16 protein-coding genes are annotated in these 19,057 nt (G+C 60.1%); 4 read left to right on the top strand and 12 right to left on the bottom strand.

What is annotated here, in order from left to right:
- Positions 1–10: 10 nt before the first annotated feature.
- From ACYZT9_RS14320 to ACYZT9_RS14295, 6 genes are all read right to left on the bottom strand, one after another.
- On the bottom strand, positions 11–1,666 hold the full coding sequence (locus ACYZT9_RS14320) for a PqiB family protein (RefSeq protein WP_462006094.1): 1,656 nt from the start codon (positions 1,664–1,666) through the stop codon (positions 11–13).
- A complete protein-coding gene (locus ACYZT9_RS14315; RefSeq protein ID WP_462006093.1) occupies positions 1,647–2,297 on the bottom strand; it encodes a paraquat-inducible protein A in 651 nt (216 codons plus the stop codon). The genes ACYZT9_RS14320 and ACYZT9_RS14315 overlap by 20 nt, the downstream gene beginning before the upstream one ends.
- Positions 2,294–2,890 (bottom strand): paraquat-inducible protein A, encoded by a 597-nt coding sequence (locus ACYZT9_RS14310; protein ID WP_462006092.1) that lies wholly within the window; start codon positions 2,888–2,890, stop codon positions 2,294–2,296. The genes ACYZT9_RS14315 and ACYZT9_RS14310 overlap by 4 nt, the downstream gene beginning before the upstream one ends.
- Before the next feature lie 250 nt (positions 2,891–3,140).
- On the bottom strand, positions 3,141–4,433 hold the full coding sequence (locus ACYZT9_RS14305; RefSeq protein ID WP_462006091.1) for an NAD(P)/FAD-dependent oxidoreductase: 1,293 nt from the start codon (positions 4,431–4,433) through the stop codon (positions 3,141–3,143).
- Entirely contained in the window at positions 4,430–5,518 is a 1,089-nt protein-coding gene (locus ACYZT9_RS14300; RefSeq protein WP_462006090.1) for a polyamine ABC transporter substrate-binding protein, read from the bottom strand. The genes ACYZT9_RS14305 and ACYZT9_RS14300 overlap by 4 nt, the downstream gene beginning before the upstream one ends.
- 144 nt (positions 5,519–5,662) lie before the next feature.
- Complete coding sequence (locus ACYZT9_RS14295) at positions 5,663–7,021, bottom strand: glutamine synthetase family protein (protein WP_462006089.1); 1,359 nt, start codon at positions 7,019–7,021, stop codon at positions 5,663–5,665.
- A 161-nt stretch (positions 7,022–7,182) separates the two neighbouring features.
- Between ACYZT9_RS14295 and ACYZT9_RS14290 the strand changes: the two genes are divergently transcribed.
- Positions 7,183–8,094, top strand: coding sequence for a helix-turn-helix domain-containing protein (locus ACYZT9_RS14290; protein ID WP_462006088.1), 912 nt, complete (start codon positions 7,183–7,185; stop codon positions 8,092–8,094).
- Between the two features lie 64 nt (positions 8,095–8,158).
- The gene (locus ACYZT9_RS14285; protein ID WP_462006087.1) at positions 8,159–8,611 is read left to right on the top strand and encodes a hypothetical protein; all 453 of its coding nucleotides are present in this window, start codon (positions 8,159–8,161) and stop codon (positions 8,609–8,611) included.
- On the opposite strand, the gene ACYZT9_RS14280 is transcribed toward ACYZT9_RS14285, so the two are convergent.
- The 5 genes from ACYZT9_RS14280 to ACYZT9_RS14260 all read right to left on the bottom strand — a co-directional run bounded on the left by ACYZT9_RS14280 (position 8,596) and on the right by ACYZT9_RS14260 (position 14,886).
- A complete protein-coding gene (locus tag ACYZT9_RS14280; RefSeq protein ID WP_462006086.1) occupies positions 8,596–9,621 on the bottom strand; it encodes a DUF2955 domain-containing protein in 1,026 nt (341 codons plus the stop codon). The genes ACYZT9_RS14285 and ACYZT9_RS14280 overlap by 16 nt on opposite strands.
- Entirely contained in the window at positions 9,611–10,735 is a 1,125-nt protein-coding gene (locus tag ACYZT9_RS14275) for an HlyD family secretion protein (RefSeq protein WP_462006085.1), read from the bottom strand. Before ACYZT9_RS14275 ends, ACYZT9_RS14280 begins: the two co-directional genes overlap by 11 nt.
- Positions 10,732–12,252, bottom strand: a complete 1,521-nt coding sequence (locus tag ACYZT9_RS14270) for an efflux transporter outer membrane subunit (protein WP_462006084.1) — start codon at positions 12,250–12,252, stop codon at positions 10,732–10,734. The genes ACYZT9_RS14275 and ACYZT9_RS14270 overlap by 4 nt, the downstream gene beginning before the upstream one ends.
- A 109-nt stretch (positions 12,253–12,361) precedes the next feature.
- Complete coding sequence (locus ACYZT9_RS14265) at positions 12,362–13,036, bottom strand: DUF3313 domain-containing protein (protein WP_462006083.1); 675 nt, start codon at positions 13,034–13,036, stop codon at positions 12,362–12,364.
- 137 nt (positions 13,037–13,173) lie between these two features.
- Complete coding sequence (locus ACYZT9_RS14260) at positions 13,174–14,886, bottom strand: cation:proton antiporter (RefSeq protein WP_462006082.1); 1,713 nt, start codon at positions 14,884–14,886, stop codon at positions 13,174–13,176.
- A 179-nt stretch (positions 14,887–15,065) separates the two neighbouring features.
- On the opposite strand from ACYZT9_RS14260, the gene ACYZT9_RS14255 reads away from it, so the two are divergent.
- Together ACYZT9_RS14255 and ACYZT9_RS14250 are read left to right on the top strand one after the other, a co-directional pair.
- Entirely contained in the window at positions 15,066–15,728 is a 663-nt protein-coding gene (locus tag ACYZT9_RS14255; protein WP_462006081.1) for a hypothetical protein, read from the top strand.
- Positions 15,729–15,774: 46 nt separating this feature from the next.
- Entirely contained in the window at positions 15,775–17,562 is a 1,788-nt protein-coding gene (locus tag ACYZT9_RS14250; protein ID WP_462006080.1) for a SulP family inorganic anion transporter, read from the top strand.
- A gap of 58 nt (positions 17,563–17,620) precedes the next feature.
- Here ACYZT9_RS14250 and ACYZT9_RS14245 read toward each other — a convergent pair whose 3' ends face one another.
- The gene (locus tag ACYZT9_RS14245) at positions 17,621–19,057 is read right to left on the bottom strand and encodes an efflux transporter outer membrane subunit (RefSeq protein ID WP_462006079.1); all 1,437 of its coding nucleotides are present in this window, start codon (positions 19,055–19,057) and stop codon (positions 17,621–17,623) included.

Below are 19,057 nucleotides of genomic sequence, written 5' to 3'. Positions count from 1 at the left end.
AGCTCCTGGGTCAGTTGCGCGGTGGCGCCTTCAAATCGATCGGCGCGGCATTGTCGGGGCGACCGCGAATCAGCGATTCCGGATTCCGGCCCAGGTAATCTGAAAGTTCACGCAACGAGCGCGACATGCGTCCGAGTTCGTCGAGGGTCTGGGTCAACTGTTCGCGTTGCGGCGAGTCTTCAGCAAGGGTCGAACTGGCCGACTGCAAGGTTTTGCTGACGTCCGCCAGGGTGGTCTGCACGCCCGGCAGGGTCTTGGCATTGAATTGCGCGAGGCCTTTGCGCAGTTCGACAAGGTTGCTGTCGAGGTTGCCGGCAATGCGTCCGATCGGCAGATCGTTGATTTTGGTAACCATGTTCTCGAGTTTTTCCTGCAACTGCTCAAGGCTGCCAGGAACGGTCGGAATGGTGACGGGACGGGCGGCCGGGTCGAACACGACCTTCTCGGCTTTCGGGTAGAAGTCCAGCGAGATGTACAGCTGACCGGTCAACAGGTTGCCACTGCGGGCCTGAGCGCGCAGACCATTCTCAATGAACGATCCCATCAGACGAACGCTAGCGGCTTCGTCATTGGGATCATGCTTCAAGACCTCAAGCATTTTGACGTGGGCCTGACCCAGTCGTTGCGGGTAGATCACGATGCCGACGTTGACCGGGAAGCTGCGCTTTTTCGCGTCGAAATCCAAATTGACCGAGACCACTCTGCCGAACTCGATGCCGAGGAACTCCACTGGCGCACCGACCTTGAGCCCGCGCAAGGCCTGGTCGAAACGCAAGCTCAGGTATTGCTCCTTGCCGTTGGGCGGGGCGAGGGCGGTTTGCTGGTCTTCGAACAGGTCGAAGGCTTTTTCCTCAGTAGCCGGTTTATCGTTGGGGCTGTATTCCGGGGCGCGGAAGGCGATGCCACCCACCAATAGGGAGGACAGCGACTCGGTCCTCACTGCAAAACCGTTGGCGCCGACATTCACGTCGATCCCGCTGGCGTTCCAGAACCGGGTGTTTTCGGTGACGTAGGCATCGTTGGGTGAGTGAATGAAGACTTCGATGTTCACTCCCTTGCCGTCGGCGTTCAGAGCATAGGCGACTACCTGGCCGACCGGAATCTTGCGGTAGTAAACGGGGGAACCAATGTCCAGCGAGCCCAAGTCTGGCGTGTGAAGGGTGAAGCGCTTTCCGGGCTCGCCATAGGTAATCGGCGGCGGATTTTCCAGCCCGGTGAAGTTCTTGGCCCGGGCATTGGACTGGCCGATATCGGCGCCGATGTAGTCCCCAGAGAGCAGGGTATCGATGCCCGACACGCCGCCAGCACCGATACGCGGCCGCACGACCCAGAATTGCGAATCTTCACGGGTGAAACTTTCCGCCTGCTTGGCCAGTTTGATGGTGGCGTTGACGCTCTTCTGGTCGTTGCTCAGTTCGACGTCGGACACCTGCCCGATCACCACGTTGCGGTACTTGACCTCGGTCTTGTTGGCAGTCAGACCGCTGCCGGTCTTGAAGGTCACGGTGATGGTTGGTCCTTCTTGAAGGATGCTGTGCACCACCAGCGAAATACCCACCAGCACCGCAACAATCGGGACGATCCACACCAGCGATACGCTGAAGCGACGGGTCTTGATCGGGGCCTGCCCGGGAGTTTGCGGCCCGTCAGTGGCTTGTGACTTCATCCATGACCTCCTCGTTTTTCGAATTGTGCTGGTCCCAGATCAGACGCGGGTCGAAACTCATCGCCGAGAGCATGGTGAACACCACCACCAGACCAAAGAACAGAATGCCCGCGCGCGGTTCGATGTCGGCCAGGGCTTGAAATTTCACCAGCGAAGCCACCAGGGCCACCACGATGACGTCGAGCATCGACCAATAACCGATGAGTTCAACGAGGCGAAACATTTTTGACCGCTCCTTTCGCGCCCATTGGCTGTCGCGCTGAACGGTTACCAGCAGGAGCGTCAGGGCGACGAACTTGATGCCCGGCACTGCGATGCTGGCGATGAAAATGATCAGGGCAATGTCCCAGGCGCCGTGCTGCCAAAAATCAATCACGCCGCCCATGATTGTGCTGTCGGCGCCGGCGCCGACCATTTTGGTGTTCATCACCGGCAACACATTGGCCGGGACGTAAAACACCAGGGAAGTGAGCAGGTAGGCCCAGGTCCGGGTCAGTGCGTTGGTTTTGCGCCGATGCAGCGGCGCACCGCAACGCTCGCATTCGTCGGGTGCATCGGTCATGTCACAGGCCAGCCCGCAGGTGTGGCAGAGGCACAGGTTGAGTTCGCTGGCGATCGGAGGCGTTGTCATAGAATGTCCCACAGTTCACGCACATCGCGTCCGGCAATGCGGATCATCATCAGGCTGAGAATGGCCAGAGCAAACAGGCCGATCCCGGGCAGCACGTCGAGCAACCCGGCGAGTTTGATCACCGCGACCATTGCCCCCAGCAGGCAGACTTCCAGCATGCTCCAGGGTCGCAGGGTTTCCAGCCAGCGCATACAGAATCTGAAGCCCGGCGCGCGACGGGAGGCGAGGGCGAAACTCAGTACCCAGATCAGCAGCAGCAACTGGAAAATCGGCGCGATGATCATGGCGATGGCCGCCACCAGAGCAATGAAGGTAATCGGGCCCAGACTCAGGGCCAGTACGGAATCCCACAGGGTCGCGCTGTTTTTCAAGCCTTTGAGGCTGATGCTCATCACCGGGTAGAAATTGGCGAAGATCCATAGCATCAATGCCGTGACGGTCAGCGCCAGCCGCTGCTCCACCGACAGGCCGTTATAGCGCTGAAGCACACCGCCGCAGCGCGTACACAGGGTTTTCTGATGTTTGGCGAGCGTGACTTTTTGATACACGCAGTCGCAGTGCTCGCAGATGATCAGTTGGTCAGTCGTAGCCATAGGCCGCACTCGCCAGGAGACAGGAAAGTCAGAGCACCTCCTCAATATAGAAGTGCCTCGCGAATGAGCAAATCGAAAGGCTCAAACGACTGATCGATCGCGTAACCGTTCTCGTGTCCACTGAAGATCCAATGTGGGAGCGAGCTTGCTCGCGATAGCGGAGTGTCAGACGACGGATATGTCGATCAAACAAACGCCATCGCGAGCAAGCTCGCTCCCACAAGGTTCTCAGAGTGCCTGGTTTAACGTATCAGCCGAGGACTTCGCGCAGCCGATACCAGAACATGCCGAGGGCCAACAGCGGAGAACGCAGCATCGGGCCGCCAGGGAATGTCATGTGCGGCACCGCGCTGAACACGTCAAAGCCTTGGCTATGCCCGGCATGAATCGCTTCGCCCAGCAGTTTTGCGCACCAGTGGGTCACGTTCAGCCCATGCCCGGAGTAACCCTGGGCGTAAAACACGTTGGGGTGCTGGCGCAAGCGACCGACCTGCGGGAAGCGATTGGCCGTGATGCCGATCTTGCCGCCCCATTGATAATCAATGCGTGCATCGGCTAGCTGCGGGAAGACCTTTAGCATGTGCGGCCGCATATAAGCAGCGATGTCCACCGGATCGCGCCCGGAATAATGACAGGCGCCGCCGAACAGCAAACGCCGGTCCGCCGAGAGCCTGTAGTAATCCAGGCCGACTTTTTGGTCGCACAGCGCCAGGTTCTGCGGGATCAATTGCGCGGCAACCTCCGGCGCCAAAGGCTCGGTGGCGATGATGTAGCTGCCCGCCGGAAGCACTTTGCCGCTGAGTTTCGGTTCAAGTTCGTCCAGGTGCGCATTGCACGCCAGTACCAGACTGCCGGCACGCACCGTGCCGCCGGCACAACGAACCTGCACCGTGCTGCCATGGATCAACTCCAGCACCGGGCTTTGTTCGAAGATCTGCACCCCGAGAGATTGCGCCAGCCGCGCTTCGCCCAGCACCAGATTCAGCGGGTGCAAGTGCCCCGAGCCCATGTCGACCAGGCCACCGGCATACACGCCGGAGTTGACCACTTGCTCACGGATCTGCTCCGGCCCGACCAGTCGGGTTTCATGGGCGTAGCCGGTTGCGACCAAGCCTTCCTGCTCAGTCTTGAACGCCGCGAACTGCGCCTTGGTGTTGGCCAGTTCGCAGAAGCCCCAGCGCAGGTCGCAATCGATGTTGTGCTCACGGATGCGCTTGCCCACCAGTTCCACCGATTCGATCCCGGCACGCTCAAGGTAGCGCACACCTTCTACGCCGACATGTCGGGTGAAACCGCTGACGTCATGCCCGATGCCACGAATCAACTGGCCCCCGTTGCGCCCGCTGGCGCCCCAGCCGATCCTCCGAGCCTCCAGCAGAATCACCGAGAGCCCGCGCTGCGCCAGTTCGATGGCGGTGTTGACCCCGGTAAATCCACCGCCGATCACGCAGACATCAGCCACAAGGTCTTCGGCCAGCGTGGGGAAGGGCGTCAGCGAGTGGGCCGATGCGGCGTAATAGGAGTTCGCGTGCTCGTTATTCATTTGTTGGACTTCACTTTGCTCCAGGAACGGGTCATCAAACGCATGATCGCCTGGGGCGGGGTGGTGGAAATGTAGAGTTTGTCCAGAACCGCCTGAGGCGGGTAAACCTCTGGATTGTTCACCAGCTCAGCGTCCATGTATGGCTTGGCGTCCGGGTTCGGGTTGGCGTAACCGACCGAAGCGCTGACCTTGGCAATCACTTGTGGGTCCAGCAGGTAATTGATGAAGGCGTGAGCCTCCTTCGGGTTGCTGGCATCGGCGGGAATCGCCAGCAAGTCGAACCACAAATTGCTGCCTTCCTTCGGAATCGCGTAAGCGATGTTTACGCCGTTCCTGGCTTCCTTGGCACGATTGGCCGCCTGGAACACGTCACCCGAGTAACCGAAGGCCACGCAGATGTCGCCGTTGGCCAGGTCTGACACGTACTTGGACGAGTGAAAGTAGGTGATGTAAGGCCGGATACTCAACAGCTTGGCTTCGGCTTTTTTAAAGTCTTCCGGGTTTTCGCTACGCGGGTCCATGCCCATGTAATTGAGGATCGCCGGGAACACTTCGTCCGCCGAATCCATCACGGACACGCCGCATTGACTGAGTTTCTTGATGTTCTCCGGTTCGAACATCACGGCCCAGGAATCGATATGATCAATGCCCAGCACTTGCTTGACCTTGTCGACGTTGTAACCGATGCCGTTGGTGCCCCATAGGTACGGCACGGAATGCTCGTTGCCCGGATCGTTCTTTTCCAGCAGTGCCAGCAATTTAGGGTCGAGGTTCTTGAAGTTTGGCAACTGCGCGCGATCAAGCTTGAGGAACGCGCCGGCCTTCACCTGGCGAGCGAGGAAGTGATTGGATGGCACCACCACGTCATACCCGGTGCGGCCGGCGAGCAATTTTCCCTCAAGGGTTTCGTTGGAATCGAAGACGTCGTAGATCACCTTGGTCCCGGTTTTTACCTGAAAGTCGGCGAGTGTGGTTTCGCCGATGTAATCGGTCCAGTTGTAGACGCTGACCTGTGGTTGAGCCTGGACAACTGCGCTGAACAACGTAGCCAGCGTGAGCGGAACCACGGATTTCAATAGACGCATACGGCACCTCTTGGAATTGTTGGATTCTCTGTGGGAGCGAGCTTGCTCGCGATGAGGCAGGTAGTCTCAACATCATCGCTGACTGTCAGGACGCCATCGCGAGCAAGCTCGCTCCCACAGGGTGTGTGAGTTCATGTAGTTTTTTTAGACACTCAGCAACAGAAACTCCCGCTCCCAGGAGCTGATCACCCGCTTGAAGTTCTCGTGCTCGGCTCGCTTGACCGCGACATAACCGCGGACAAACTTGCTGCCCAGATAACGCCCGACGGTTTGGCATTCCTCCATCTGCGTCAGTGCGTCTTCGATGGTGATCGGCAGGCGCAGGTTGCGTCGTTCATAGGCCCGGCCTTGCACCGCAGCGCTCGGCTCAATGCGTTCGACCATGCCGAGGTAACCGCACAACAGGCTGGCGGCGATCGCCAGATACGGGTTGGCATCCGCGCCCGGCAAGCGGTTTTCCACACGCATCGCCTCAGGGCTCGAAGTCGGCACCCGTAGGCCCACGGTACGGTTTTCTTCGCCCCATTCGACGTTCACTGGCGCCGAGGTGTCCGGCAGGAAGCGGCGGAACGAGTTCACATTGGGCGCGAACATCGGCAGCACTTTGGGAATGTATTTTTGCAGGCCGCCAATGTAGTGCAGGAACAGCTCGCTCATTTGCCCGTCGGCATTGGCGAATATCGGCTTGCCGGTGGCGATGTCCACCACGCTCTGGTGGATGTGCATGGCGCTGCCCGGCTCGTCGCCTATCGGCTTGGCCATGAACGTCGCCGCGACGTTGTGCTTGAGTGCCGCTTCGCGCAGGGTGCGCTTGAACACGGTGATCTGGTCGGCCAGGTCCAGCGCGTCGCCGTGACGGAAGTTGATTTCCATCTGCGCCGGGCCGTCTTCGTGGATCAGCGTATCGAGGTCCAGCCCCTGTAATTCGCACCAGTCGTAGACGTCTTCGAACAGCGGATCGAATTCGTTGGCGGCGTCGATGGAAAACGACTGCCGACCACTTTCCGCCCGACCCGAACGGCCCATCGGTGCCTTGAGCGGCAAGTCCGGGTCTTCGCAACGCTGGGTCAGGTAAAACTCCATTTCCGGCGCGACAATCGGCTTCCAGCCTTTGTCGGTGTACAGCTGCAAGACTTTTTTCAGCACGTTGCGCGGCGACAGTTCGATCGGGTTGCCGAATTTGTCGAAGGTGTCGTGGATCACGATGGCGGTCGGCTCGATGGCCCATGGAATCACGTAAACTGCGTCGGACACCGGTTTGCACACCATGTCGATATCGGCCGGGTCGAGCAGGTCGTAGTAGATGTCGTCGTCGACAAAGTCCCCGGTTACCGTTTGCAACAGCACACTTTCCGGCAGGCGCATGCCTCGCTCATGCAGGAATTTGTTGGTGGGTGCAATCTTGCCGCGTGCAATGCCGGTCAGGTCGCTGACGACACACTCGACTTCGGTAATCTTGTGATCTTTCAGCCACGTGAGCAGCTGATCGAAAGGGACATTCATAAAGACCTCGTTATTGGTTTTATTAACGCCGGAGAGGGTGGTTTCATCGGCCACACACTTCCCCTGGGACGCGTTGACGACTATCTTGGGCGACCCTTGAGGTTCCATCTATCCACTTTCAGCAGCACCAAAACGCACCAAACGAGTGCGTAAGGTCACCCATGACAGCGTGCATTCCGTTACAGGTCCAAGCGTTCAACACCGACGATGTCGCCGAGCAAATCCGCGCCACGCCCGGTTGGGTCCAGCATTACCAGCAGATGTCGCCGGGGCATTTCGCCGGGCGGGTGCGTTACCTCGACCTGCAGGGCGTAGAGATTTACGAAGAGCACATGAACACCCGGGTCGAGCAGAATTTCAGCGCGCCCGAGGGGTCGCTGGCGTTCTGTTTTGATCGCAGTGACAACGCGCTGTACGTGTTGAACGAAGAGAGCCGCAACATCTGGATCACGCCGGAGAACTATCAGGAGATTGCCGTGGTGTTCGGGCCTGCGTTCGTTCAACGACACGGCCTGAATGTTGCCAGGCTCGAAGGTCTGTTCATGGCGCCGTTGAATTCGGGGCAGAACGCGCTGTTCAGCCGCTGGCTGAGCGGGACGTTGACCCGGTTGGCGCAGACCCTCGATCCGCCGAGCAAAGAGGCCTTGACCCAGCAGTTGCTGGAAGACTGTCTGTACCTCCTCGACAACGCTTGTGTCTGCCTGGATCGCGGTGGTTTGCAGCGTCGGGCGCAAGAGCGGGCGGTGATGAAGCGCATCGGCGAATGGGCGGCCGATTCCCCGGAAGAAACCCTTAACCTGATGGAACTGTCCCGGGTGGCCGGGGTTTCACTGCGTCAGTTGCAGCATGCGTTCAAGGCGTACACCGGCATGACGCCGACCCATTGGCTGCGCCTGCGCCGCCTCAACAGCGCCCACCGCGAATTGCTCAGCCGCTCGCCCTCGGAAACCACGGTGGCCGAGGTCGCGATGCAGTGGTCGTTCTGGCATCTGGGGCGGTTTTCCAGCAGCTACCACGCACTGTTTAAAGAATTGCCGAGTGAAACGCTGAAGCGTACGAGCCGTCAGTCATAAGTCGGGGGAGGGCGAGCGGGGGTGAACTACACTCTGGATGGCTGAGGAATGCTCGGAGGTCATCATGAACAGGTTGTCTTCCCTTGGTTTGTCTGTCGCGCTGTCGGTTGCTGCCACGCAGGCATGGGCCGAATCGGTTGTCCCGATGCAGGGGCAGAGCTCGCAACAAACCCAACTCGACATCGACGCGTGCCACAACGTCGCCGCCAGTCAGAGTTCAACGACGCCGCCTACATCCGGTGGCCGCCTGAAAGGTGCGGCAGTCGGTGCCGCTGCCGGAGCAACTGGCGCTCAGGTTCGCGGGCGCCAGCACGATGAGTTTTATGATCGTGTGGATGACGACGTGAAGCAGGATTATCGGCAGAACCGGGCCAAAGAGACGGCCGCCGCTGGAGCGATGGTGGGTGCATCGCGTCAACGCCAGGAGCGCCGGGCGCAGCAGAAAACCGCCGCTTCCACCAGTTCGACGGCATACACCAGTTGCCTGCAAGGCAAGGGGTATCAGGTTAATCCCTGAACGCGTTTTGCCGGTCGCTGATCCAGCAGATAAACCATCAGGCAGGCATACAACGTCACCAGGATGAACAGTCCCATGCGCACGGCAAATGCCGTGTAGACGTCTTTGCCCGCGAAACTGTCCTGCACCGACTGACCGAGCAGGATAATCATCGTGATCAGGCTGTTGAGCCAGAAGCCCGGGCTTAACCGGGTCGGGCTCAACCCGTACAGCTTGCGCGCCAGGACAAGGCCGAACAGCAGCATCCATAGAAAAAACATCCATAGATGCACAAACAGGCTCAGGGCACACCAGAACAGCACGGCCAACACGCCGGCGAGCAGAGTCGAACCGACCAGTTCGCGACCGGCGTGCCGGGCAGTGGTGGAGCTCTGCTGTCCCAGACTGACCGCCTTCAGGATGATGGGCAGGTAACCCGCCGGGTCGATCAGCGCCAGCAAAAAAGCGGGCAACACGATCAGGGTTGCACGCAGCGCAACCCGACTGACTTCTTCCGCCGGCAGCGGCGCAGCGGCGGGGGGCGATGGCGCGTTGGCCGGTTCAGGAAACAGCCAGTGACTCACCGCTACCACCATCACGGCAAGGAGCAACCCTTTGACCAGCGCGCCAATGACCATCGCCGCGAGGTCGTACTCGGCGACACCCGCCGAGGAAATCATGGTCAGGCCGATTATCAGGAACGTTACGATCAGATTGTTGCCGCCACGCAAGCCAAAGCGAAAAACCAGAAACAGGCTGACGCCGATCAGCAGTACGCCGCTCAGCGGGTAGTAACGCAGGATCGGGATCAACAACAGGCCAACGCCCGTGGTCAACATCGCGACCACTCCCAGCACCAGACCCGCCTTTAGCGGTAGCGGGCGATTGACGCTGGCGAGCAGCAACAGAGCCAGTACGGGTGCGATAAACGGAATCGGCAATCCCAGGCCAAAGCTCGTCGCGAGGCTCAACGCGGTGCCCGTCGCCAGGCGTAGCGCGCGCTGATCCCGGGGCGAACGCTCAGTAGGCATACGACAGCCAGCTCATCAGGGCGAGGAATCCGCGGCCCAGCAGATTCAGCGGGTTGCCCTCGGACGGGAACGCCATGATTTCCGCCTGACCACCGGCGCGCATGGCGCGACTGTCACGCAGCTTCGCCATCGACGCTTCGGAAAACTCGATGATCACCGGAAAACGCTGGGCCGGGCGCAGCCAGTCGCGGCTGTTCTGTACGCTCGGCAATGTCCCGGGCGGCGGTGCCTGGCCGACACTGACGCCGTAGCCGACACTGCGTACCCGACCGTCGAAAACCTCGCCCGGCAGCGCATCCAGAACGATGGATACCGGCGTATTGACCTTGACGAGACCGAGGTTGTTTTCGGTCATGTCGGCGCTGATCCACACATCGTGGATGGCGATCAGGGTCATCACCGGACTGCCGACGGCGGCGAACTGTCCGGCGTCGGTGCGCAGGTCAGTGATCAGGCCTGCCGAACGCGCACGAATTTGCGTATTGGCCAGATCGAGTTCGGCTTTCGACAACGCCGTGGCGGCGCTGCGCAGCAGGGCATTGTCTTCCGCGTCTCCACCTTCTTGCTCGCGCGCGCGCTGGACTTCGGCACGGGCGGCGGCAACCTGGCTGACGGCTTGTTCGCGACTGGCGCGAGACACTTCGAGCAGACGCACGGAGATGGTGCCGGGGTCGTCGCGGTACAAGCCCTCAAGGCGCTGATTATCCTGGCGCGCCTTGAGTTCGTTGGCCTGGGCGGCACGCAGATTGGCCTGTGCCGAAGCAATGCCGGCGGTGCTGGCGCCGATCTGTCGGCGTGTCGATTCGAGGTCTGCGCGGGCACGGTCGACTGCGATTTGATACGGCTGGGGATCCACTTCAAACAGCACGTCTGCGGCCTTGACGTCCTGGTTGTTGCGCACGTTGACGCGAATGACCCGACCGGCCACTTCAGTAGCGACCGGAATCACAAAGGCGCCCACTCGGGCCTGTTGGGTATAAGGCGTGAGCCGGTCAGCCGCGAGGTACCAGGCCAGGCTAAGGACGATGACCAGCAACACCCATCTGATGCCTTTCTTCGCGGGGTCAGCGGGCGGCTCGGGCGCTTGAGGGGAGGGCGGTGCAGCTTCATTCATGGTTGTTTACCTTTTTGTGGCGCCGCCGAAGGCTCATCCAACAGATCGCCCCAGTCCGTGCGTTGCTCCATTTGTTGGCGGGTGGCCTGATCGACCTTCGGCAGCGCGCTGTACCAGCCTCCGCCCAGCGCTTTGTACAGGGCGATCACGTTACTGACCGCATTGCTGCGGCTGACCAGGTAATTGTCCTGCTGCTCCAACAATGCCCGTTGTGCATCCAGCACCCGCTGGAAATCCGAGTAGCCTTCACGATATTGCGCGCTGGCCAGCACCAGCGAGCGTTTGGCGGCGACTTCGGCCTCACGCAGGATTTGTTCGCGCTCCAGAGATTTGATCAATCCGCTGGCGGCGTCATCTGCCTCGCGTGCCGCCTGGCGAACCTTGTCGCGGTAAGCCTCGATCAGCTGCTGCAACCGCGCATCTTGTACACGCACGTTGTTGCTGATCTGGCCGTGGTCGAAGAGGTTCCAGCGCAGGCTGGGGCCGCCGATCAGGTCCAGACTTTTGGGAGTGCCATTCAGCGTGTCGGTAGACCAGACGATGCTACCGAGCAAGGTCAGCGACGGGTAGAAATCGGTTTCGGCCACACCAATAAGCGCCGACTGTGCCGCGACATTGAGTTCGGCGGCGCGCACGTCGGGCCGGCGCAGCAGCAGATTGGCCGGTACATCCTGCAGTACGGCGCGGTCCACCAGCGGGATCAGTCCTTGATTCTCAAGCAACTGCGGCAGTGCGCCGGGCGGCTGACCGATCAGCACGGCCAACGCGTTGCGTGTACGCAGTACCTGATCCTCGAAGTTTGGAATGGTGCTGAGGGTGCCCAGGTATTGGGTCCTGGCTTGTTGCAGATCGAGTTCGGCTTGCTGGCCGCTGTTAAACAGCTTTTCAGTGATCTCGAAGTTGCGCTTTTGCTGTTTGGCATTCTCCTTTGCCACCCACAAACGCGCCTCGGTGGTGCGCAGTGAAAAGTAGGTGTCCGCCACTTGGGCGCGCAGTAGAACCAGTACGTCTTCATAGTTGGCCTGCGCGGCGAAGTAGCCGGCGTCGGCCGACTCGATGGCCCGGCTGAAGCGGCCCCAGAAATCCAGCTCCCAGCCCACGTCGAAGCCGGCGCTGTGTTGCCAGAAATGGCTGTCCTGAGGATTGTTTCCGCCAGATTGCCGGCGGTTGAAGTACAGACTGTCGACGCTGGCTTGCTGCAATTGCGGGTAACGTCCGCTCTGGGCGATACCCAATTGGGCTCGGGCCTCCATCACTCGCAGGCCTGCAATTTTCAAATCCGAATTTCGGGCATCCGCTTCGGCGATCAGGCGATCAAGCACCGGGTCGCCGAAAACCTGCCACCACTGACGCAGATCCGGGTTCAGGCTGCGTTGGGTGGATTGCTCAAGGGCAGGGGAGCTCCACCGGTCAATCCACGGCTGCTTTGGCGACTGGAAATCCGGCCCCAGACGGACGCAGCCGCTCAAACTCAGCACACCCAGCAGGAGCAGTTGACCCGGTCGCGTCAGATGCATGCATGTTTTCCAATCCAGGAAGATCACAGGAGCATAGACGCCCTGACGATCACCTGACTGCTACGGTTTCAAGCGTTTTCACATCCGCCACGACCGGGTAATACTCCCGTTATTTGATGAAAGCCTGCAAATCCTGAGTCAGCTTGTCGATTGCCACTTTGAAATCCTTGGAGGTGATCTTCTCGCTGGCATTCTCCTTGGTAGCGCCAAAGACTTTGCGAACCACTTTGGCCACGGTCTGGTTACTGCGGGCATCGATTAGCTCAGCCTCGATGAACAGCGTGGTCTCCTGATCTCGATGGCCACTGACTGCGGAAACAGTGCCAACCACGGCAGCCACCGGCACCACTTCATACCATTTCATGCCTTCGTTTTCTGCAGTCACACCGGTGATCGCCGCGCGCATGATCAATGCTTTCGATCCGGCGGGCGCTGCGTTCGTGCCAGGCACGATCCGGTACTTCAGGCCCAGCACGCTTTTGGTTTTACTGGTCATGTAGCTCTGCAAATCATCCAGCGTTTGTCGGTTGACACGCTCGTTGGGTTTGGGCGCAGGGTAAAGTTCCAGTTTGTTGAAGACCACGGTGTTATAGGCATCCGGATTCCAGGACGGGCTTACCCAGCGCATGGCTGTTTCTCCGCTGGTGGTGGTGACCTGCTGCAAGTTGTTGTAGTTCGACAGAAAGCCGGAATATTGCTCACGTTCGGTGACTTTCGAGGTGCAACCGCCGAGTAGCAGGCTGGCCAGGGCAGTGCCGATAAACAGTTTTCGGGTAAGACTCATAATGTTGTGTGCTCCAGGTTTAAAAGAGGTCTTTTTCTACCGAAGGTGTACGCGAAAAAACGACCTGTCTGGTTTATCAAGCTAGTTTGTATTTTAGGGGGCGCAACTTTTTTCAAAGCGGCTTTCAGTCAGTAAGATCAGGACTCTTCGTCGTCGGCGCCCGGATAAAAGCCGTGCAGCAGTTGATAGCGATCACTGCGGATCTGATCAACCCGGTCCTGCACCTGCTGTTCAGGAAAGCCCAACAGGATCAGCGCATGCGAGGCCAGCATCAAGCTGGACTCCATCAGCTCCGGGACCACCTCAGTGGCGCCAGCCGCCTTCAACTCGGGCCCCCGAGTGTCGTCCCGGGTGCGCACCAGGATCGGCACAGTCGGGTTGATTCGACGTGCCGCCTGCAGGATCAGCAGGGCGGTATCTGTCTGGTCGACGGCGATGACCAGCAGACTCGCGCGCTCCAGCCCGACCGCTGCCAACAGGTCGCCACGCTGCGAATCTCCATAATGCACAGCCTTTTCAGCGACCGTTGCTTCTTGCACCCTCACCGGATCGCTATCCAGTGCGACATAGGACTGCTGAGCGTTTTGCAGGAATCGACCGATGGATTGGCCGACGCGACCGTAACCACAGATCACCACATGACTTTTCGCTTGCGCATTGAGCGTGCTGATTTCTTCCAGCCGCGCTTCTTCGTTCGGCTTGCGGTGCAATCGTGCGGCAATGCGCGGGGCCACACGCAGCAGGGACGGCGTGACTAGCATCGAGCAGAACGTCGCGGCGAGCAGCAGGCCGCCGAGATCAGCGGGCATCAGCTTGTTCTGCAGCATCAGCGTCATCAAGGCAAAGCAGAACTCGCCGCCCTGGGCCAGGGCCAGCCCGCTGCGCCAGGCCGTTTCACTGTCGCTGCCCCGCAACTTGACCAGTAGCGCGACTACGCAGCCCTTGATCAGCAACAGCCCCAAGGTCAGACCGAGGATCAGCAGACCGTGGCTGGCAAACAGGCGCAAGTCGATCAACATGCCAATGCTGACGAAGAACACGCCGAGCAGAATGTCGCGAAACGGGCGAATGTCCGCCTCGATCTGATGCCGGTAATGGCTTTCCCCAAGCAGCATGCCGGCCAGAAAAGCACCGAGGGCCGGTGAGAGTCCGATCAGGTGCGTCAGCCCCGCCGTCAGCAGCACGATCACCAGCGCCAGTAGGACAAACAGCTCGGCGGAACGGGAGGCCGCTACCTCATGAAACAGATGGGGCAAAACCCAGCGACTGACCAATGACAGCCCGACAAACAGCACCAGCGTTTTGCCCAGCGTGATGGGAAGCGCCCAATACCAGGCTTGATCGCTGGTGCCGGCGAACACCGGGACCAGCGTCAGCAATAACACCGCCACCACGTCCTGGAACAGCAATACACCAATCGCATTCTGGCCATGGCTGCTGAAAACTTCGCCAAGGCTGCCCAGCTCCTTGCTGACAATCGCTGTCGAGGACAGCGCCAGACCGCCACCGAGTAAAAACGCCGCGGCCGTCGGCACGCCCGCCAGTATCAGCAAGGCACCCAACGCAGCACCGGACACCAGCACTTGAAGGGTACCCAGACCGAACACCACCCGACGCAGCGCAATCATTTTCGACAACGAAAACTCCAACCCCAGGGAAAACAGCAAAAAAACCACCCCCAGTTCTGCAATCAAGGGCAACGCGTCACCGTCTTTTACCCAGTCGAAAGCCAACGGCCCGACCATCAGCCCCACGCACAGATAACCCAGCACTGGCGGCAAGTGCAGGCGATTGAACAAGGCAATAACGACCAATGAGGCCGTGAAAATGACCAATAGGCTGACGAACATGGATGCTCCGTAACGGCTCCGGGCTGAAAGTGAGCATTGTAGCTCGCACCCCAAGGTACGACGGGCGAGTGCAAGAAGGCGAATGACATTCGCATCCGCTGTGGCAGCAAAACTGTTTGAACCTACACTGGGATAGGACGGCTAAAAACCCTTGGATCGGATCTGCAAAGGTTGACTGCATGCAGAACAATGGAAGAGAAACGTCGGCGCGGGTGCTCAATCCAGTCGATCGTGTCACAGAAGTGATTTTCGGCCTGCTCATGGCCATGACGTTCACCGGAACGATCAGCGTGGCAACCGCCGACCAGGAGGCGGAGCGCACAATGATGATGGCCGCGCTGGGCTGTAATCTGGCGTGGGGCCTGGCGGACGCGGTGATGTATCTGCTGCGAGCCCGGATCGACCGCACGCGCAACCGCACCTTGTTTGTCAGGTTGGCCGGCGGAGCCGATGCCGCCACCGGACAGGCGCTGATTGCCGACGCGTTGCCGCCGCTGATCGCTCAAGCAGCCGGGCCCAAAGAACTGGAAGCCTTGCGTTTGCGATTGATTGAAGCGCCATCGATACCCTCCCGTCAGTCGCTGGGCCTGGATGATTTCAAGGGCGCGCTCGGGGTTTTCCTGCTGGTGGTGCTCGCGACATTTCCGCTTGTGGTGCCGTTCCTGTTGCTTGACCAGACCCTGCTTGCAGTACGCCTGTCCAACCTGATCGGACTCATCGTACTGTTCCTGGCCGGCTGGATGCTGGCGCGATACGCCGGTGCGAAACCGTGGCAGGGCGCCGTTGCGCTGGCGGTCACTGGCGCGTTGCTGATCCTCGTGATCATCGCGCTCGGTGGATGAGCAGTCATAGCGCTCCAGCCTGCATTCCCCCAGAGGGCCTAGTCGTATGAATCATTCGGATACGTCACCTCCGCCCCCGGGTTCCGGCCGCATTGCGCGCAGCAATACGGCCGACCAGACCGGCTGGAGCCGGTGGCTACCGGGTCTCACGACATTGCGCCGCTACAAGCTGGCGTGGTTGCAGCACGATATCGTGGCCGGACTGGTGCTCACCACCATGCTGGTGCCTGTTGGCATCGCCTACGCGGTAGCCTCGGGGGTGCCGGGCATTTATGGCCTTTACGCGACCATCGTTCCGCTACTCGCCTATGCGTTGTTCGGCCCTAGCCGAATCCTGGTGCTGGGGCCGGACTCATCGTTGGCCGCCGTCATCCTCGCCGTCGTCCTGCCGCTGTCCGGCGGCGACCCGCATCGCGCAATCGCCCTCGCCGGCATGATGGCGATCGTCTCGGGCACGGTGTGCATCCTGGCCGGGATAGCGCGCCTGGGTTTCGTCACCGAGCTGCTGTCCAAACCGATTCGCTATGGCTACATGAACGGCATCGCGCTGACGGTATTGATTAGCCAATTGCCCAAGTTTTTCGGCTTTTCGATCGAGTCCCACGGGCCATTGCGAGACCTGTGGGCCACCGCCACCGCGGTAATGGATGGAAAAACCAACTTGACCACGTTCCTGATCGGCACGACCACCCTCGTGGTGATCTTGTCGCTCAAGAAATACAAGCGCGTGCCTGGCATTCTGATCGCCGTCGCCGGAGCCACCCTCGCCGTTGGCATGCTGGACCTTGCTGCGCAAAACGTAGCGGTCCTCGGGACACTTCCTCAAGGCCTGCCAGCGTTCGCCATCCCGTGGATCACCAGCGCCGATATCGTCCCGGTGCTGATCGGTGGTTGCGCCGTTGCGCTGGTTTCGTTCGCTGACACCAGCGTGCTCTCGCGGGTTTATGCGGCGCGGACCCAGTCCCATGTCGATCCGAACCAGGAGATGGTGGGACTCGGTATCGCCAATCTGGCCGGCGGTTTGTTCCAGGGCTTCCCGATCAGTAGCAGTTCGTCGCGGACGCCCGTCGCCGAGGCCGCCGGCGCGAAAACCCAATTGGCCGGCGTCGTCGGTGCACTCGCCGTTGCTTTGCTGCTAATGGTGGCGCCGGATTTGCTGAAGAACTTGCCCACCAGCGCCCTGGCGGCGGTGGTGATCGCCTCGGCCATCGGACTGATCGAGGTCACCGACCTGCGGCGGATCTATCGCATCCAGCGCTGGGAATTCTGGCTGTCAATCGTTTGTACAGTCGGGGTGGCCGTATTCGGCGCGATCGAGGGCATTGGCCTGGCCATTGTCATTGCCGTCATCGAATTTCTGTGGGATGCCTGGCGCCCATACTCGACGGTGCTGGGTCGTGCCCAAGGCGTCCAGGGTTATCACGATATCAATCGTTATCCGCAGGCGCGCCTTATCCCCGGCCTGGTCTTGTTTCGCTGGGATGCGCCATTGTTCTTCGCTAACGCAGAGCTTTTTCATGACCGAGTACTGGACGCTGTGGCGACATCACCCACGCCGGTGCGCTGGCTGGTCGTGGCGGCGGAACCGGTCACCAGCGTGGACGTGACTTCCGCCGACATGCTCGCCGAGCTGGATGAAACATTGAACGTGGCCGGCATCAAGCTGTGCCTGGCCGAGATGAAAGACCCGGTCAAGGACAAGCTGAAGCGATTCGGGCTGTTCGCGCGCTTTGGCGAAGCGGCGTTCTTCGCCACGTTAGGTGCCGCCGTCAGCAGCTACCTTAAAACCTATCCGGTGGAGTGGAGGGAAGGGGAACACGAAGAACTCGAATAGAGGCACGAGTAATGCCAGTCAATTGTAGGAGCGTCGACCGCCTGCTCCTACGGTGGAATCATTCGTTCAACTGATCGGCACCAACCGCCGTCAGTTTGTCCGCCTCGGTCACCCAGCCGCCGCCGGTTGCCTTGTATAGATCAATCATGGAAGTGAACACTAAGCCCCGGGTGCGGGTGTAGTTCAGCTCGGCATCAAACAGACTGCGTTCAGCGTCCAGCACCTCGATGTAACTGGTATAGCCGTTGTCATAGCGTAGCCGTGCGTAATAGGCATAGGTGCGCAGCGCCTCGACCTGACTGGCTTGAAAGGCCATTTGTTCGCGGGACTTGCTGGACGCGACCAAGGCGTTTTCTACATCGCCGAAGGCCGATTGAATGGCTTTCTGGTAGGTCAGCAGGGCTTGTTGCTGGAACGCGTCTGCCTGTTGAACCTGCCCGGCAATCCCGCCACCGGTAAAGATCGGCATGCTCGCCGCGACACCATAAGACCAGGTGGCAGCGGGCCCGGTGAACAGGTTCGAGAGCTGGTTACTGACCGAGCCCAGCAGCCCGGTCAGGGAAATGGTCGGGAAATACTGGGCCTTGGCCGCACCGATCTGGGCATTCGCCGAGATCAGGTTCAGCTCGGCCTGACGCAGATCGGGGCGTCGTTCCAGCAAGTCCGAAGGTAAACCGGCAGGCACCGACGGCAGCGTCAGTTGCGCCAGTTCGCGCCCGCGCAGGATCGGGCCCGGATTTCGCCCGATAAGCACAGCGAGCAAAATTTCCTGCTGGGCGACGAGGGGTTCGAGCTGTGCCACCGAAGCCAGGGTCCGCTGGTACTCGGACTGATTCTGCGCCAACTCCATTTCGGAGATGGTTCCGGCACCAAAGCGCAGTTTGAATATTTCGTAGGAATCGCCGCGCACCTTGGCAGTGGTGCGGGCGATTTCCAGCTCGCGATCAAGATCGCGCAGCGTCACGTAGCTCGTAGCCACCGACGAAACAAGGCTGAGAATGACACTGCGACGACCTTCCTCGGAGGCCAACAGATCGGCACGAGCGGATTCGTTGAGACGCCGCAAGCGACCCCAGACGTCCAGTTCCCAGTCCACACTGAGAATGGCCTGATAGTTGTTGAACAACGGATCGACCGACGAGTCCAGCGGCACCGGACCGTTGTCTCGGGGAGATCGAGTGCGCTGACCTTGTGTACTCAATCCGACCTGCGGAAAGTACAGAGAGCGCGTTTCGCCATAACGTCCCTGGAATTGTTCCACGCGTGCGGCAGCGATCTTGATGTCCTTGTTCTCAAGCAGGGCGCTGCGGATCAGTTCATTCAGCACGGGATCCTGGAACTGCTCCCACCACAGTGTATTGGACAGGTTCTTCGCTTCCTTGTCCGCATAGCGGTAGGCCGCCGGGGTTTCAATGTCGGGGTGCTGGTAATCCGGGCCGACCATACAGCCGGCCAGGCTCAGGCACAGCAAAAGCGGGAGAGGCGGTTTGCGCAT

The sequence above is a fragment of the Pseudomonas sp. ZT5P21 genome, assembly GCF_054897785.1.
The sequence above is the reverse complement of the archived record's forward strand: the minus strand, read 5'-3'. Positions and strand labels throughout refer to the sequence as shown.

Excerpts from the sequence above, each read along its gene's own strand:
- ACYZT9_RS14320 (WP_462006094.1), bottom strand. The coding sequence starts at position 1,666 with ATGAAGTCACAAGCCACTGACGGGCCGCAAACTCCCGGGCAGGCCCCG.
- ACYZT9_RS14315 (WP_462006093.1), bottom strand. The coding sequence starts at position 2,297 with ATGACAACGCCTCCGATCGCCAGCGAACTCAACCTGTGCCTCTGCCAC.
- ACYZT9_RS14310 (WP_462006092.1), bottom strand. The coding sequence starts at position 2,890 with ATGGCTACGACTGACCAACTGATCATCTGCGAGCACTGCGACTGCGTG.
- ACYZT9_RS14305 (WP_462006091.1), bottom strand. The coding sequence starts at position 4,433 with ATGAATAACGAGCACGCGAACTCCTATTACGCCGCATCGGCCCACTCG.
- ACYZT9_RS14300 (WP_462006090.1), bottom strand. The coding sequence starts at position 5,518 with ATGCGTCTATTGAAATCCGTGGTTCCGCTCACGCTGGCTACGTTGTTC.
- ACYZT9_RS14295 (WP_462006089.1), bottom strand. The coding sequence starts at position 7,021 with ATGAATGTCCCTTTCGATCAGCTGCTCACGTGGCTGAAAGATCACAAG.
- ACYZT9_RS14290 (WP_462006088.1), top strand. The coding sequence starts at position 7,183 with ATGACAGCGTGCATTCCGTTACAGGTCCAAGCGTTCAACACCGACGAT.
- ACYZT9_RS14285 (WP_462006087.1), top strand. The coding sequence starts at position 8,159 with ATGAACAGGTTGTCTTCCCTTGGTTTGTCTGTCGCGCTGTCGGTTGCT.
- ACYZT9_RS14280 (WP_462006086.1), bottom strand. The coding sequence starts at position 9,621 with ATGCCTACTGAGCGTTCGCCCCGGGATCAGCGCGCGCTACGCCTGGCG.
- ACYZT9_RS14275 (WP_462006085.1), bottom strand. The coding sequence starts at position 10,735 with ATGAATGAAGCTGCACCGCCCTCCCCTCAAGCGCCCGAGCCGCCCGCT.
- ACYZT9_RS14270 (WP_462006084.1), bottom strand. The coding sequence starts at position 12,252 with ATGCATCTGACGCGACCGGGTCAACTGCTCCTGCTGGGTGTGCTGAGT.
- ACYZT9_RS14265 (WP_462006083.1), bottom strand. The coding sequence starts at position 13,036 with ATGAGTCTTACCCGAAAACTGTTTATCGGCACTGCCCTGGCCAGCCTG.
- ACYZT9_RS14260 (WP_462006082.1), bottom strand. The coding sequence starts at position 14,886 with ATGTTCGTCAGCCTATTGGTCATTTTCACGGCCTCATTGGTCGTTATT.
- ACYZT9_RS14255 (WP_462006081.1), top strand. The coding sequence starts at position 15,066 with ATGCAGAACAATGGAAGAGAAACGTCGGCGCGGGTGCTCAATCCAGTC.
- ACYZT9_RS14250 (WP_462006080.1), top strand. The coding sequence starts at position 15,775 with ATGAATCATTCGGATACGTCACCTCCGCCCCCGGGTTCCGGCCGCATT.
- ACYZT9_RS14245 (WP_462006079.1), bottom strand. The coding sequence starts at position 19,057 with ATGCGCAAACCGCCTCTCCCGCTTTTGCTGTGCCTGAGCCTGGCCGGC.